Here is a 16476-nt window from a genome sequence, read left to right on the forward strand (position 1 = left end):
CTCAATACTATATTACTTATCTGCACACTTCTTCGGCAACACCAACAGATTAACCAGCAGGAACTTAACCGCCACGAAGACAATTTAAATGCTTTAATAGACCGAAAGGTAGATTAATACAGAAGAAATTAGCATCAATAAAGCTTGATGTAAAGTACGCGGACGATAAGGAAAAAACAGGATTGGCACCTCTTGAAAAGCTTGATGGGCAGTACGAGGGTATCCCGGCTATAGAATTCCTAATGATGCAGTATTTGAAATTACCTTCGGAAGAATAGGATTTTATAAAATTCGCTTGCTACAATGGAATTCTTTAATATCAGTTGCAACATTTGCTATAATTGAAGCCGCTCAAGCAACGCAACGTAATTTTCAGTCTAATCTTGAGGTAATAAGGAAAAAATAAAATTATGAATATTTGACTGCGCAAGTAATCGACGTAATTAAGCTTTTAATGCTATTGAGCTTTACACAAAAACTTATCCGGGAGACCCTGGCATTGCTAAAATGCAGCTTATTGAAAATTGGAATTCAAGCGGTACATAAATGTACTTGCCTTCTATGATCCTGAACCAACTTTGAAAGAGCCACGGTCAAACGAACCATTACCACCACCTTCAGCAATACCAGAAGTTCCACCAGAATAAAATATCCAAGTTTCTGATTTTCTCACACATACCCTCAGTCAACATATTTATCAAGCGAGCATTTCCCGGCCAGATAGGTACATAACTACGTGCGAGAAAATCCCGTACATGATAAATTCAAACTTTTCTGAAATTGTGGGATTGAGAATCAGTCAGTACGACTTTTGTCGTTTCGGAAATTGTACTTTTAAAAGTGGATTTAAAATCCATATTAAGATGCGTTATGGGAATTCTCATAACGACATCGAAATTTTCTATGTTGTCCGACATTATTGGAGGCTCATTTTTTAGCTACCAATAAAAAATCGAACTTTTCGGACTCTATTTAAAAGAGCAAAATCCGACTTTTCGACTCTGTAAAAAGGGTAATTACTTAAAAATCAGCAACAGGTTTTTCAACTTTTCGGTCTAAAACCTGATAATCAGCCGAAACCTATATTTTAAGAAACGAACGGAAAACCCGGCAGTTAAAAAAGGGCATGTTTCCCTCGTTTCCTTGGAAACGCATGGAAACAGTTTAAAACAAGTTTGGTTTAAAATTTAAACCGTAGTTTAAACTGACATAAAAAAACCACCTACAAATCAATGTAAGTGGCTGATAATCAAGTGGAGAATATGGGATTCGAACCCATGACCTCTTGCATGCCATGCAAGCACTCTAGCCAACTGAGCTAATCCCCCTCGTTTCGGAATGCAAAGATGAAACGGAGAATTGTGATAACCTAACGATTATGAGAAATTTTCTATGTTTCCTTTGACATGAGTTACATAGCATAAAAAAGTGGGACAGAAAGCTGTACGCTCTGTCCCACCATCTATATCATATAATACTGCTAACTTCGGTTTCCGCCTCCAAATACCCGCGAGAGCGCCCAGATTACGATGGCAATGACTGCAACGACAAGAATGACGCCTACCCATACACCTCCTTTAAAAATACCACCAATTACATCACAGCTTGTGAGCCCTATGGCCACAAAAAAGATAAACATATATGTGAGGAATGCCTTCATAATATAAGAACGATTAAGTTAATGATAAATCCACACTTAAAACAATCGTTCCATATACGTTCATCACATCAGCACTGGGGTATCGAGAGGAATCAACTGCTGGCTGTCATTTTTCATCAGCATTTCAAACAGTAGTACTGTAGCAGCAGCATCTCCGTGTGCCCGGTGTCTGTTTTCCAGCGATATAGCCAGGCTCGCACAAATATTCCCCAAACTATACGACTTGTATCCGGGAAATATCTTCCTGCTCAGTTGCACGGTACACAAAAGATCCCGTTGAAAATATTCCTCAAGTGCAGCAAATTCGCGTTTGATAAACCCGTAATCAAACTTCACATTGTGCGCAACGAACCACGCATCTTTGGTTATCGCCCGCACCGAATCCTGAATGTCATAAAAGGTGGGAGAATCCTTCACCATTTCATTATCTATACCGGTAAGACGGGTTATGAATGGAGGTATATACACTTCAGGATTAACAAGTGAATGAAAAATATCCACTATCTGCTGCCCGTCGTGACGGAAAACAGCGATCTCAGTGATACGCGCATCTGCTCCTCCTCCTGTTGTTTCGATATCAACAATGGCGTACATTAATTCTGATCAATGGTCATAGGTAAAAAATATGCTTTGTTGTTAGTTTTCAAATTACAAAAAAAAGAAAAATTCCCCGCTATTGCGAGGAATTCTGAAAATAACTATTCAATACACCCTTAAGATCACACCCTTAATCAATTCATTTTAAACATGATAGGCAAAGTAAACCGAACCCTAACCGGAGTTCCTGCCTGTTTCCCAGGCTTCCAGTCCGGCATCAGCTTTACAACCCGTTCGGCCTCCTCATCACATCCAAAACCTATACCTTTTATTGTTTTTACATGTTCTATTCTTCCCTCACTTCCTATAGTAAATTCGAGAAATACCCTTCCTTCCACTCCGGCCTTCACTGCCTCAGAAGGATATCTCAGATGCTTCTGCAGAAAAGCTGCCATAGCAGCATTTCCACCCATATATTCCGGTTTTTGATCCACCACAAGATATTCCTTCTCTTTTTCCGGAGTTACTTCTGCAGCAATACCATTAGGCGCTGTGATAGTAAGTGCTGGCGCTGTGATTATATTAATGTCCACCAGACCATCCTGCGTAATACCCGCCGGCTTAGCAGCTTCAAGCTCCTCCACTACCGGTGGCGCATATTCTACATCCACCTGCTCATCAGGCACCACGGTAGGAATCACACTTTTTACTAACTTTTCAACCGGTTTTGGCTCTTCCCTCACGGGTTCAGGTAAAGGTGCTTTATCCGGTCGTATATCTACCTTCATGATTTCCACCTCAAAACCGATATCATCCGGTTTCTTCTCCGGCACCAGTGTTGCATACAGATTTGGCAATAACACCATAAATAAGAATAGCGTTACGCCCAGTAAAACTGACTTCTGCATGGTTTGCCCATAGCTTTTGCGTAAAGTATACGCGCCGTACTGTTTGTTTCGGTTTTCGAAAACAATGTCATCTAGTGATTTTTCCATGGCTAACAGATTTTGATGATCAACACTTAAATGGTGAAGTGTTTGAAGGTCGGCCGTTTCCAGAATGTTGTCATAGGCCTGCTCAAATGAACTTCCATCCCAAAGTCTTTCTTCTGCTTCACAGGCAAGGTGATCCAGTATCTCGGCATACAATTCCGGATCCAGCTTGCTTTGCTGCAAATATTTGGCTAACTGCCCGATTCTATTTTCTTGGAGGCGTTTCATCGGATCTTCTGTTTTAAGTATGTGCCATGGATTAACCTCTATTCAGTTGCGAGCCCTCTTGGTGCCAACAGCAACCGGACCGCATCCAAAAAACGTTCAAGATCATTGGTCTTGTTCCTTGCGGCTTCATTACCTGGCTGGGTCAATGAATAGTATTTCCTTAAACGTCCATCTACCTCAACCGATTCAGTAACCAGCATGCCTTCCTGCTCCAGTTTATGAAGCACAGGATACAACGCCCCAAAAGTAAGCGCGATCGCTCCACCCGTGCGGTCTTTCACTTCCTGTGTGATTTCATAGCCATACATACGTTCATGTTCGGCCAGCAAATTCAGTACGATTGTTTTTAACGTACCTCTTACGTATTCGTTACTTGTTGCACTATTCTCCATAATTCACGTTAGTCATATACAAATATATATAAGTTTTTTATATATACAATACAAAGTTAATTTTTTTGTCATAAACTGACAATGCTAATTTGTGATTTTTAGAACAAATTCAATTTTCTGCGAGCGGAATGGATCTGTTGATGCGTTCTTCCAAAGATATGAACGTTTCAGTTCGCTGGATTCCATTCACTTTTTGAATCTTGTCATGCAGGATTTCACGGAGGTGATTGGTATCGCGACATACAATTTTAATGAAGATACTATATATACCAGTAGTATAATGGATATTGACCACTTCAGGAATGCCTTCCAGCTCTGTGGCTACCTGCTCATACAGCGAACTTTTTTCCAGATAAATACCCAGAAAAGCGCTGATATCCCAGCCTAGTTTCGCAGGATCAATGATGAGCTGTGATCCTTTAACAATCCCCATTTGCTCCAGCTTTTTCATCCGAACGTGTACCGTTCCTCCTGAGACAAATACACGTTTTCCGATTTCGGTGTAAGGCAAAGCTGCATTTTCTATCAGCAAAGACAAAATGCGGAGATCAGTACTATCAATATCTGAATATTTATTCATTTTTTTCTTAAATGTTAGACGAATCGCAATTTTCGAACCTAATTTATAGCAAAATGATAAATTTTACGAAATTTTTATGAAAATATTTTATAATTAAATCCAGACATCTTAGTTTTGCATCGTCAAGTAAGTCGTATCGAACAAATAAAAGACACGAATAAATTTACTGACACCTATCACATTGTAGGGTGATGAAATTGGCAGCCATGCCCTCCTGTCTCGGGGGTGGTGATCAAGGGATAAACGCGGTATAATGCCGACGCAAGTCGACTGGGGTGGACCACCAAATCAGTATTTGTACCGTAGCTAACCTCACCGTGGGTGGTTCGAATCCCCCTCCTACAGCAAAAAAAACTTGACAAGCGAATATTTTCGTAGTAGTTTTATTTGGTTTTTAGTTTGTTGATGAAGTGTAATTTGACACGCGGGTTCATTTTGAAACCTGCGTGTTTTTTCTTTTATATACATAACTAATTGCTGAACAACCACTTAACCTGTTTTAGACAAGAATTTATCTGGCTTGGCTCATTCTGCTGAAATGGGTCGAAAACATACATTCTGCACCTCGGATAGCAAAACAGTTGCATTTTGACATAAGTCAGAAAATAAATAAATTCTCCAATCCGTAAAAATCACAGGCAGGCTTGTAATTTTGTGACTCATATGACGATAACCTACAGCAGGTTGTCCGCTTTATTTACTACATGAAGAAAATTCGGAATTTTTGTATCATCGCCCATATTGACCATGGGAAGAGTACGTTGGCCGACCGTCTATTGGAATTTACCAAAACGGTAACCCATCGTGAAATGCAGGCCCAGCTTTTGGATAACATGGATCTCGAACGCGAACGCGGGATTACCATCAAAAGCCACGCAATCCAAATGACTTATCTCTATGAAGGAGAAGAATATATCCTGAACCTGATTGACACACCCGGTCACGTCGATTTCTCTTATGAGGTATCCCGTTCGATCGCAGCTTGCGAAGGAGCTCTTTTGCTTGTGGATGCATCTCAGGGAACAGAAGCTCAAACCATTTCCAACCTATATCTTGCCATCAATCACGATCTGGTTATTATTCCGGTACTGAACAAAGTCGATTTGCCTGGCGCAAGACCGGAAGAAATCAAGGATGAAATGGTAGACCTGCTGGATTGTAAGCGCGAAGACATCATTCCGGCCAGCGGAAAAGAAGGAATTGGTATCAAAGAAATCCTGGACGCAATCATCGAAAGAGTTCCTGCTCCGAAGGGTGATCCTGAAGCACCACTTCAGGCGTTGATCTTCGACTCCGTTTTTAATTCATACAGAGGTATAGAAGTTATTTTCCGTGTTAAAAACGGAAGTATCCGGAAAGGTGATCGTGTGAAGTTCATGGCTACCGGAAAGGAATATATAGCCGATGAAATCGGTACACTGGGTTTATCTCAAATCCCGAAACAAGTGGTGGAATGCGGAGATGTAGGTTACCTCATTTCCGGTATTAAAGTGGCTAAGGAGGTAAAAGTCGGCGACACGTTTACGCATATCAACCGCCCTGCCAGCGAAGCAATCGTTGGATTTTCCGAAGTGAAACCGATGGTATTTGCCGGGATTTACCCTGTAGATACTACAGAGTTTGAAGAGCTTCGTGAGGCTATGGAAAAATTGCAGCTGAATGATGCTGCACTTGTGTGGGAACCTGAAACGTCGGCAGCACTTGGTTTCGGTTTCCGTTGCGGATTCCTGGGCATGTTGCACATGGAGATTGTACAGGAAAGGCTGGAACGCGAGTTCGACATGACAGTGATCACAACAGTTCCGTCGGTACAATTCCGTATTACTAATACAAAAGATCAGCTTTTAAATATCAGTGCACCGTCGGAAATGCCGGAGCCTAATCATATTAAGTCGATAGAAGAACCGTTTATCAATGCGCAGATCATCACGAAGTCTGACTACATCGGTCCTATCCTGAACCTTTGCATGGATAAGCGTGGAATTCTGAAAAACCAGGTTTACCTGACATCCGAGCGTGTGGAATTGCAATTTCAAATGCCGCTTGCAGAAGTTGTGTTTGACTTTTTCGATAAACTTAAAACGATTTCGAAGGGATATGCTTCTCTGGATTATGACCTGGCTGGTTACCAGGAGTCGGATATGGTAAAACTGGATGTTATGCTTAATGGCGAGCCGGTTGATGCTTTATCCGCCATTGTACACAGATCTAAATCATATGAGTGGGGTAAAAAGCTTTGCGAAAAACTACGTGAGCTGATCCCACGCCAAATGTTTGAAATTGCCATTCAGGCAGCTATCGGACAAAAGATTATTGCCCGTGAAACAGTAAAAGCAATGCGTAAGGATGTTTTGGCCAAATGTTATGGTGGTGATATCTCACGTAAGCGTAAACTACTTGAAAAGCAGAAAAAGGGTAAAAAGCGTATGAGACAGGTGGGTAACGTTGAAATTCCTCAGGAAGCCTTTATGGCTGTGTTGAAGATCAACTAGACACAACATGGTGAAAAATGGTATAAAACCCTGCTTTACAAGCAGATTTTCGATTGTTTTTGAATTTTAATACCATTTTTCAGCTTTCCCGGAAAGTCCGGTTTTCAGAATTAATACCAAAAGCAAGTGCGAAATGAGCCTTTTGTTGTAATTTTGACTGAAATCTTATTTTAAGACTGAGAAACTAAAATACCTTAATAAGCGATATGGCAGAAGTAATCCGTATGCCCAAGATGAGCGACACCATGGAAGAAGGTGTTATCGCAGAATGGCACAAAAAAGTTGGTGATAAAATCAAATCCGGAGAAGTTATAGCGGAAGTCGAAACCGACAAGGCTACAATGGATCTTGAATCTTATTATGACGGTACGCTTCTATACATAGGTGTACAAAAAGGTGATGCTGTCCCTATAGACGGGGTAATGGCTGTGGTTGGAGATGAAGGAGAAGACTATAAATCATTATTGGAAGGCGGAAGTGAAAATGGTAGCAGCAAAGAAGAAGCGCCTGCTAAACAGGAAACGGAAGCTGCGCCTGCAGTTGAAACTGTAACACCGGACAAACCGGAGGCAAAACCCGCCCAATCAACTGAAAAAATAAATGCTGCTGTGGTTCGCATGCCTAAAATGAGCGATACCATGGAAGAAGGAACACTGGTTTCGTGGCAGAAAAAAGTAGGTGATAAAGTGAAGTCGGGAGATATTCTGGCGGAAGTGGAAACCGACAAAGCCACCATGGAACTGGAAGCTTACGAAGATGGAACACTCCTTTTTGTAGGCATTAAAGAAGGTGAAGCGGTACCTGTTGATGGCATTATTGCTGTAATCGGAGAAGAAGGCGCTAATGTAGATGCGCTACTTGCCCGTGAAAACGGAGAAGCTGCTCCTGAAAGTACTTCTTCTCAGGAAGCACCGAAAGAAGAAGGTGCAAAAGAAGAAAAAACGGTATCTGTTGCTGATTCTGGTGACAGAATAAAAGCATCTCCGCTTGCGAAACGTCTTGCAGAAGACAAAGGTATCAACCTGAGTGAAGTAGAAGGAAGCGGGGACAATGGCCGTATCGTAAAACGCGACGTAGATGACTTCAAACCGGCTGCTAAAGCTGCGGAAGCTCCGGCAAAAGCCGCAGAGGCTGCACCGGCAAAAGCTGAAGCTACACCAGCAGCTGCTCAGACATCAGGCGACTTTACCGATACACCCGTATCGCAAATGCGTAAAACCATTGCACGCCGCCTGAGCGATAGCTTGTTCACAGCGCCGCATTTCTATGTAACCATGGAAATCGTGATGGACAAAGCCATGGCACTTCGTCCTCAACTGAACGACGTTAGTCCTGCGAAAATTTCTTTCAATGACATGGTGATCAAGGCTTGCGCTGTTGCCTTAAAACAACATCCTGCGGTTAACTCAGCATGGTTGGGAGATAAAATCAGAAAATACAATTATGTAAATATTGGTGTAGCTGTTGCGGTTGAAGAAGGTCTTTTGGTACCTGTAATCCGTGACGCAGATAAGAAAACTTTATCTACCATTTCAGGTGAAGTGAAAGATCTTGCGGGTAAAGCCAAGGATAAAAAATTACAACCTAAGGATTGGGAAGGAAACACTTTCTCTATTTCTAATCTGGGTATGTTTGGTGTAGACGAATTTACAGCGATCATCAACCCGCCGGATTCCTGTATTCTGGCTATTGGTGGAATTAAAAAGGTTGCTGCCTTTAAAGAAGATGGTACTGTATATCCAACCAACATCATGAAAGTAACGCTTTCAGCAGATCACCGTGTGGTAGACGGAGCACTTGCTGCTCAGTTTCTGAACACAGTGAAAAAACTCTTGGAAGAGCCGATGAGCATGCTTGTTTAAGGATCAACTTGTCTTTGACTTGCAGTCATTTCAGGAAAATGTACAAAGTGTCAGGTTTTACGACCTGGCACTTTTGTTTTAGATCGTGTTAGGGTTCACACCGGCATTACTTACCTACAGAACATGATTCAGATAATACCATTCACAGAAAAATATCAAGATCAGCTCGTTAAGCTCATTCTGGATATTCAGCAGTTGGAGTTTAACGTCCCGATCACCGCAGCCGATCAGCCGGATCTTTTCATCATCGATGATTTTTACCGCAAAAGTGGCGGAGAATTCTGGCTTGCTGTTTCTGACGATAAGGTCATTGGCAGCATTGCGCTGATCCGAATCGGCAATCGATCGGGTGTGATCAGAAAAATGTTTGTATCAAAAGATTTTCGGGGAAAGGAAACAGGTATTGCCCAGCGACTGCTCGACCATTTGCTTGACTCTTGTGTCAAACAGAAGATTACAAGCCTATACCTTGGTACAGTAAGCCAACTCCAAGCTGCACTCCGGTTTTATGAAAGAAATGGCTTTGAAACAATAAGTAAAAATGACTTACCTGAAGATTTCCCTTTGATGCAAGTCGATAATGTGTTTTGTAAACTGACTATCAAAGACCATATTTAAACATTAAGATTAACAAAGCTTTTATTCATGGAAAAGATACATGCAACCACCGTCCTTGGTGTCCTTCACAATGGAACCGTTTCCCTTGGTGCTGACGGACAGGCAACGATGGGAAATACAGTAGCAAAAGGCAACGTAAAAAAGATCCGGGTGCTGATGGGTGGAAAAATTCTGGCAGGTTTTGCCGGGTCGACCGCTGACGCTTTTACCCTTATTGAACGTTTTGAAGAGAAGTTGAACGCATACGGCGGTAATATGAAGCGTGCCGCGATTGAGCTGGCAAAAGATTGGCGCACCGATCGTTATTTAAGAAAACTAGAAGCGATGATGATCACGGCCAGCAAAGATGAGATATTGATCATTTCCGGAACCGGAGATGTACTGGAGCCGGAAAACGGTATTGCAGCAATTGGATCAGGCGGAAATTTCGCTCAGTCGGCAGCGCAGGCACTCAAGAAACATGCAACTCATTTGTCAGCTGAAGAAATGGTTCGTGAAAGTCTTACTGTAGCGGCAGATCTTTGCATTTATACCAATCATAATTTTATGATTGAAGAAGTAAAGTAAAATATCAAAGTGCCCGGCAACACAAATCATACTGTGTTTGCCGGGCTGCTTAATTGCCATTCAAATTCATCGACATTTTGTAATACGCTATATCCTTCTTAAAAAAAGCCTCTCCCCGCTTCTCAAATCCATGTCGTAAATAGAAATTACCAGTCGTTACTCTTGCATCACACCACAACTCTTTATAGCGGTTATCATGTGCATAATTAATTACGAACCTTAGTAGCTGAGATCCCAAGCCATTATTCTGATAAGCATGTAGGGTAGCAAACTTTCTGAATCGAAGACTTTCCCGCTCTGCAAACAATGAAATAACCGAGACCAGCTTTCCTTCAAAGAAGAGTCCGAAATGCACACCCAAATTATCTTCCGGCACTTTTACAAATTCGAGTGGCTGTTCTGGCCAGAGTACCGCATGCCGAATTTCCAGAATATCAGCTACGTCTACTTTTTTAATCTGAATATCCATACTCAGTTGATCTATATTTCACCAATCAGTTTTATAAGCCTTACCAGCTCTTCAGATATGATCCGAGCACTTTCAGGTTCATATTTATGAGCAATAATGGCAAAACTCAGCATGTCGCCTGATTTTGAAGTAACATATCCTGCGTAGGCTCTGGTACCTTCAATCGAACCACTTTTTGCTCTCACATTGCCCGCAGCTCTGATACCCTTTCCCAGATTACGCACCGTTCCTGATTGCCCCCATACGGCAATGGTTTTGTAAAAATCAGTAAATCCCGGATTGTTCGAGGCAACGCTCAAAATCTCTGTAATATTGTGTACCGAAAGTGACCCTGAAGGCGACAATCCGCTACCATCCTTAATGGTGAAACCTCTCATATCGGCCCTTTTTGACACCCAATAGCTTTTTACCGCTTTGGCCGAAGCATCAAAGGACGGATCTCCGGCCAGTCGTCTTCCTGAGAGTTTCAAAAAAGCATCAGCATATAGATTGACGCTCCACAGATTTGTCTGCGTACATATTTCACGCAAGGGTGGCGAAACAGTTTCATCAACGACTTTACGGCTTGTTTGTTTCTTTTCGACTACCGCCGGTTTTGTAACTTTGATTTGCACTGCGGTCAGCGCTTTCTGTAATACAAAACTGACATAGGCTGATGGATCCGGAATTGATCCTTTTACCTGATAGGTCGCAAAGCCTGTTGGTACCGTACCAGTCATGATCACCTGCTTACTTAAAGGATTACCGTACAGGATGGTCTTATCACCTGAACCACGTTCTCCGGTTGTTACCTCATTCTGAAACATCAGATATGGGAGTTCAGGTTCTGTATTCAGATATACGGCCGGATCACCCACGCTGTTGCCTGGCTTGAATTTGATTTTATACAGGTTGTCACTAAAATTGAGTCCGCTTACACCTGCTCCGTAGTAATTACCTAAGTCGGCAAAGATCCAGCTGTCTGCTACGATGCGCTTATCGAAAAAGGACCCCTCGCCTATTACCTCTCCCATCACTACTTTGACACCAAGTCCCTGTATCGCTTTTGTCCATTTCAATAGTATTTCCGCTGAAGTCGGATAACCTTTGAAACGATCACTACCTAATGTAGGATCACCACTTCCCCGCACATAGATATTGCCAAAAAGCGTATCTTTTCTAATCATCCCGTCATATTCCAGATAAGTCTTATAGCGATAATCTCCACCGAAAATGTCCATCACAGTAGCAGTAGTCACTAACTTAAGTGTAGATGCGGATGGCAAAGACAACTCCGGATTCAGTGCAAACTTGTTTTTTTTGTCTTTTACTGATTTCAGGCTGATCGCAAGAGTTCCATTTCTCATGAGCTCACTATTCTGAAGTTCCAAGACCGCATCACTAAGATGACTGATCGCAATGCTATCCGCTGACTGCGCAGTAGAAACATAACTCAGGAAACAAATTATTACAGTCAGACAGCACTTCATAGATTTAACAAATAGCCTTAAATTATGCAGGAAACAAAGATTCATTCCTAAACTAGTAACTTATCAGTAATCTAAGTCTCTTTTTTGATACTTTTGTACAAATTCCGTGCGTCATGCACGCATAACTGTCCTCCAGGTAGGGTACTAGAAGTGCCGTTGATGCTGAACCATTGAATTTTTAACCAATACCCAAACAAGAGCTTTTTTGATTTTCCCTGCAAAGGGTAAGATCATACTATATAATATTCACCCCAATCATAAAGTATGAAATTGACATTTTGGGGAGCTGCACAGCAAGTAACCGGTAGTATGTTCCTGTTGGAATCCGATGATTACCGAATTTTGATTGACTGCGGTTCAGATTTTGATTTAGATGAAATAGGAAAAAAAAACCGCTACGATGAACAAAAAAGTGTTTTTCCGTTTGATGCAAGTTTAATTAATACTGTACTTCTTACCCACGCGCACATTGACCACTCGGGCAATATCCCGAATCTCTTTAAAGAAGGATTTGAAGGGCGGGTGGTATGCACTGAACCGACGCTCTCTCTTTCATCTTTGCTTTTAAAGGATGCGGCCAACTTGCATCAAAAACGGTTGAACGCCAGAAGTGGAGCAAATGGAAAGAAGAAAGGAAAGAAAAAGAAGGAGTTACCGAGGGATTATTTCGTTGAAAAAAATGTAATTGAGGCCCTTGATAATTTCGTCCCCGTATCTTTTGGACAACGTTACCGCATTGCCGACCATGTTTGGATCACTTTCCATCCGGCCGGGCATTTGCTTGGTGCTGCACACATTGTGGTAGAAGTATTTGAAAATGGGCAAAAGAAGAAAATATGCTTTTCCGGTGACATTGGCAGAAGTAACTATCCGTTACTAACTGATCCACAGGAAGTACCGGATGTAGACTATCTGATATGTGAAACGACATATGGAAACCGCCTTCATGAAACCAAAGAAGACCCTGAAACAGCACTTGCCGATGTGATCAGAAGAACCTGTGTGGATATCCCGGGCAGATTGATCATTCCTTCCTTCAGTGTGGGGAGAACACAGGCATTACTTTTTACACTCAACAAGATTTACGCCAGGCACAAATTTCCCAGTCTGAAAGTATTTTCGGACAGCCCGCTAGCCTATAGCAGCACAAAAGTTTATCAGCGGCATGTACGTCTTCTGAACAAGGAAGCACGGAATTTCCAGGATGACAATGACATGCTTTTCGACTTCGATAATCTGATCTATCTCGAAAATGCTGAAGCGAGCCGGGCCATTTCTAACTATAACGAACCGTGTATAATTATTTCTTCATCAGGAATGGTGCAGGGAGGGAGGATTGAACACCACGTGGAAGCCAATATAGGTAACCCATATGCTACAATTCTGATGATTGGTTATGCGTCCGAAGGAACGCTGGGATGGAGACTTTTAAATGGCCAGGATACGATATCGATTCGTGGTAAACAGCTCCCGGTCTTGGCTAATATTGAAAAAATTGACGTATTTAGCGGTCACGGAGATCAGAATGATTTAATAAAATTTGTAAAAATGCAAAATCCGGACAAACTCAAAGGAGTTTTTCTGGTACATGGGGAGCAGCAAAGTATGGCTGATTTTCAGGAGAAAATTAACGAGCTGGGTTACAACAATGTAGAAATACCGCTCAGAGGTCGCTCTTATGAACTTTAATCCTGCATTTTTCCAATTAATTTAGAACCTAAGAAATGAGAACATATCTGGATTTTGAAAAACCTATGGCCGAGCTCGAACGCAAGCTCGAAGAAATGAAAGCATTAGCATCAGAAAATAATGTTGATTTTTCAGGTGCCATTTCCCTGTTAGAAGGGAATATAACAGATCTTCGAAAAGAAATATTTGAAAATCTTACCAGGTGGCAGCGCGTACAGCTTTCACGCCATCCTGATCGTCCGTATACGCTGGATTATATCGAGCGGATTTGTGATGAGTTCATAGAGCTGCACGGTGACCGTCAGGTACGTGATGATCCGGCTATTATTGGTGGCCTTGCCAATATTGGCGGGCAGTCTGTGATGCTGATTGGCCAACAGAAAGGAAGGAATACAAAGCAACGTCAGCACCGCAACTTCGGTATGCCCAATCCGGAAGGATATAGGAAGGCACTCCGTCTCATGAAGCTTGCTGAAAAATTCAATATACCCATCGTTACACTGATAGACACGCCGGGTGCATTCCCGGGAATGGAAGCAGAAGAGCGCGGGCAGGGTGAAGCCATTGCGCGTAACCTGAAAGAAATGTTTATGTTGAAAGTTCCGGTGATCTGTATCGTGATCGGTGAAGGAGCTTCCGGTGGCGCACTGGGTATTGCCATCGGGGATCGTGTTTTGATGCTTGAAAACACATGGTACTCTGTTATATCTCCCGAAAACTGCTCCACCATCTTATGGAGAAGCTGGGATTTCAAGGAGCAGGCTGCGGATGCAATGAAGATCACTGCCAAAGATATGGTGAACAACAAACTGGTTGACGGTATCATTTCGGAACCTCTGGGTGGTGCTCATCTGGATCACGACTGGATGGCAGAAGAACTGAAAAGGGTGATACTAGATAACGTAAAAGAACTTTCTAAAATCTCAGCCGACAAGCGTATTGATCAACGCATCGATAAATTTTCGGCCATGGGTGTTGTGGTTGAGTAACCTCGGTCATTTATTTTCAAAGCATTTAAAAGAGCTGTAAGTTGACTGCTGAAAGTTAAACTTACAGCTCTTGGCACAAACCGGATTATGAAAAACGGAAACATAAAGAACATTATTTTCGATTTGGGCGACGTGATTCTGAACATCGATGTTCCGGTTGCTTCTCTTTCCTTTGCTAAACTGAGCGGCCGCGAGCAGGCTGAAATATTGAGTCTTTTTAAAGAAAATGACCTCTTCCGCCAGTTTGAAACAGGTTCGCTGGATGAAATCAGTTTCAGGAATCTGATACGCAAATTGGTTGATTCTCCGGATTGGACTGATGAAATGATCGATACAGCCTGGAATAGTCTGCTGCTGGATCTCCCCGCTGAACGTGTTGAATTACTCAAGAAGCTGCGTAGCAAATACCGTTTGTTCCTGCTGAGCAATACGAGCTCAATACACATTACACAGGTAAACAAAATACTCAAAGCATCTACCGGTATTGAAAGGCTGGACGATCTGTTCGACAAAGTATATCTTTCCTACGAGATGGGTATTATGAAACCGGATCCGGAAATTTACCTTCAGGTATTAAAAGAGCAGAATATTAAAGCCGGGGAAACGTTGTTTCTTGACGACAATGCAGATAATATCAAATCCGCAGCGCAGCTGGGGATAGATACGATTCTGGTTCAAAAACCTACTACCATTCTGGAATATCTCAAAGACTATGCAGTCTAGTACGCGCACCTACCTCATTCAGGCATTATTGTTTATTCTTACCCTCATCACCACAACCATGTCTGGTGCTGAATGGATTTTTGGCAATACCTTTTCTTTTGTTTTTGATTTCTTCAAACTCATCGGCAACGATAGTCCCGAACTTAAAGCAGCTTCCGAAAAAGCCATGGGTTGGCCGGAATTCGTACGTGGATTTCAATTTTCGCTGCCGTTTCTGGCGATCTTAACTATCCATGAATTTGGCCATTATTTCACAGCCAAAGCGCATCAGGTAAAAGTAACGCTTCCATTTTATATCCCGCTGTGGTTTGGTATCTCGCAGAGCATTGGGACCATGGGTGCGTTTATCCGCATTAAGTCGGTTGTGACATCGAGGCTGAAATTTTTTGATATAGGAATTGCAGGTCCCTTGGCTGGATTTTTTGCTGCTCTGGCAGTACTCTGGTATGGCTTCACGCACCTGCCACCTCTGGAATATATTTACGCAATTCACCCTGAATACGAGCGCTTTGGATCCAGTTATGGACAGTTTGCGTATGAAAACTCGGCTGGCAACATTGCTTTAGGAGATAACATTCTCTTCTGGCTTTTCAAAAATTTCGTAGCCGACCCTGCTTTACTGCCGCACGATTACGAGATGATCCACTACCCTTTCATCTTTGCGGGTTATCTGGCTCTGTTCTTTACATCTCTTAACCTGATTCCAATCGGGCAACTGGATGGAGGACATATTCTGTACGGATTAATCGGAAAACAAAAATTCGACATTATAGCACCGGCGCTTTTTGGTGTTTTTGTATTCTTTGCCGGTCTTGGACTATTCCGCCCCGAGTCTTTTGCAATAGGTAGCGATGAATTGTTTTATGAACAGTTGTTGTATTTGTTCTTCTACATCTATTTCATTTATATCTGTTTCCGAAGAACATTCGAGGCTGCCTCAACGGCTATTATGATCAGTCTGATCATCGTAGTGGCACAATTTGCAGTGGCATATCTGCTTCCCGAACAAGAAGGCTATTCAGGTTTCCTTCCTTTTGTTTTTATTCTGGGCAGAATTCTGGGTATAAAACATCCTGACACACAGGATAACCGTCCATTGGATACGCCACGAATTATCATGGGTATTTTCGCACTGTTTGTTTTTGTCCTGACGTTCAGTCCAAGGCCATTCATTATTCTGTAAGCAGCAGACAACAAACAATTGTCCTC

At 42.2% G+C, this 16476-nt stretch carries 15 protein-coding genes and 1 tRNA gene; 8 read left to right on the forward strand and 8 right to left on the reverse strand.

Features of this window, described 5'->3' with window-relative positions:
- Positions 1 to 1254: 1254 nt before the first annotated feature.
- The 6 genes from AC1XUE_RS07580 to AC1XUE_RS07605 form a co-directional block, all read right to left on the reverse strand.
- Positions 1255 to 1328, reverse strand: a tRNA-Ala gene (locus tag AC1XUE_RS07580).
- 152 nt (positions 1329 to 1480) lie between these two features.
- Positions 1481 to 1660: a hypothetical protein gene (locus tag AC1XUE_RS07585; protein WP_483355336.1), complete on the reverse strand. Its 180-nt coding sequence runs from the start codon at positions 1658 to 1660 to the stop codon at positions 1481 to 1483.
- Between the two features lie 63 nt (positions 1661 to 1723).
- Positions 1724 to 2254 (reverse strand): 3'-5' exonuclease, encoded by a 531-nt coding sequence (locus AC1XUE_RS07590; RefSeq protein WP_483355337.1) that lies wholly within the window; start codon positions 2252 to 2254, stop codon positions 1724 to 1726.
- 137 nt (positions 2255 to 2391) lie between these two features.
- The gene (locus tag AC1XUE_RS07595) at positions 2392 to 3417 is read right to left on the reverse strand and encodes an energy transducer TonB (protein ID WP_483355338.1); all 1026 of its coding nucleotides are present in this window, start codon (positions 3415 to 3417) and stop codon (positions 2392 to 2394) included.
- 38 nt (positions 3418 to 3455) lie between these two features.
- Positions 3456 to 3809 (reverse strand): PadR family transcriptional regulator, encoded by a 354-nt coding sequence (locus tag AC1XUE_RS07600; protein WP_483355339.1) that lies wholly within the window; start codon positions 3807 to 3809, stop codon positions 3456 to 3458.
- A gap of 109 nt (positions 3810 to 3918) precedes the next feature.
- Positions 3919 to 4389 carry an Lrp/AsnC ligand binding domain-containing protein gene (locus tag AC1XUE_RS07605; protein ID WP_115833868.1) on the reverse strand — a complete coding sequence of 157 codons (471 nt, stop codon included), beginning with the start codon at positions 4387 to 4389 and terminating at the stop codon, positions 3919 to 3921.
- Between the two features lie 704 nt (positions 4390 to 5093).
- Between AC1XUE_RS07605 and lepA the strand changes: the two genes are divergently transcribed.
- From lepA to hslV, 4 genes are all read left to right on the forward strand, one after another.
- Positions 5094 to 6881 (forward strand): translation elongation factor 4, encoded by a 1788-nt coding sequence (gene lepA / locus AC1XUE_RS07610; protein ID WP_483355340.1) that lies wholly within the window; start codon positions 5094 to 5096, stop codon positions 6879 to 6881.
- A gap of 206 nt (positions 6882 to 7087) precedes the next feature.
- Positions 7088 to 8743, forward strand: a complete 1656-nt coding sequence (locus AC1XUE_RS07615) for a pyruvate dehydrogenase complex dihydrolipoamide acetyltransferase (protein ID WP_483355341.1) — start codon at positions 7088 to 7090, stop codon at positions 8741 to 8743.
- Positions 8744 to 8866: 123 nt separating this feature from the next.
- Positions 8867 to 9361 (forward strand): GNAT family N-acetyltransferase, encoded by a 495-nt coding sequence (locus AC1XUE_RS07620; RefSeq protein WP_483355342.1) that lies wholly within the window; start codon positions 8867 to 8869, stop codon positions 9359 to 9361.
- A gap of 27 nt (positions 9362 to 9388) precedes the next feature.
- The gene (hslV, locus tag AC1XUE_RS07625) at positions 9389 to 9928 is read left to right on the forward strand and encodes an ATP-dependent protease subunit HslV (protein ID WP_483355343.1); all 540 of its coding nucleotides are present in this window, start codon (positions 9389 to 9391) and stop codon (positions 9926 to 9928) included.
- A 49-nt stretch (positions 9929 to 9977) separates the two neighbouring features.
- Here the strand turns inward: hslV and AC1XUE_RS07630 are convergent, their stop codons facing one another.
- Positions 9978 to 10397, reverse strand: a complete 420-nt coding sequence (locus AC1XUE_RS07630; protein WP_483355344.1) for a GNAT family N-acetyltransferase — start codon at positions 10395 to 10397, stop codon at positions 9978 to 9980.
- An 11-nt stretch (positions 10398 to 10408) separates the two neighbouring features.
- Complete coding sequence (gene dacB, locus AC1XUE_RS07635) at positions 10409 to 11743, reverse strand: D-alanyl-D-alanine carboxypeptidase/D-alanyl-D-alanine endopeptidase (protein WP_483355345.1); 1335 nt, start codon at positions 11741 to 11743, stop codon at positions 10409 to 10411.
- 387 nt (positions 11744 to 12130) lie between these two features.
- Here dacB and AC1XUE_RS07640 point away from each other — a divergent pair, with 387 nt between their 5' ends.
- The 4 genes from AC1XUE_RS07640 (at position 12131) to AC1XUE_RS07655 (ending at position 16450) form a co-directional block, all read left to right on the forward strand.
- On the forward strand, positions 12131 to 13555 hold the full coding sequence (locus tag AC1XUE_RS07640; protein ID WP_483355346.1) for an MBL fold metallo-hydrolase RNA specificity domain-containing protein: 1425 nt from the start codon (positions 12131 to 12133) through the stop codon (positions 13553 to 13555).
- 35 nt (positions 13556 to 13590) lie between these two features.
- A complete protein-coding gene (locus AC1XUE_RS07645) occupies positions 13591 to 14544 on the forward strand; it encodes an acetyl-CoA carboxylase carboxyltransferase subunit alpha (protein WP_483355347.1) in 954 nt (317 codons plus the stop codon).
- 87 nt (positions 14545 to 14631) lie between these two features.
- Entirely contained in the window at positions 14632 to 15267 is a 636-nt protein-coding gene (locus AC1XUE_RS07650; protein ID WP_483355348.1) for an HAD family hydrolase, read from the forward strand.
- Positions 15257 to 16450, forward strand: coding sequence for a site-2 protease family protein (locus AC1XUE_RS07655; protein ID WP_483355349.1), 1194 nt, complete (start codon positions 15257 to 15259; stop codon positions 16448 to 16450). Before AC1XUE_RS07650 ends, AC1XUE_RS07655 begins: the two co-directional genes overlap by 11 nt.
- Positions 16451 to 16476: the final 26 nt, after the last annotated feature.

This window comes from Dyadobacter sp. HNCC25DJ187, from assembly GCF_056895255.1.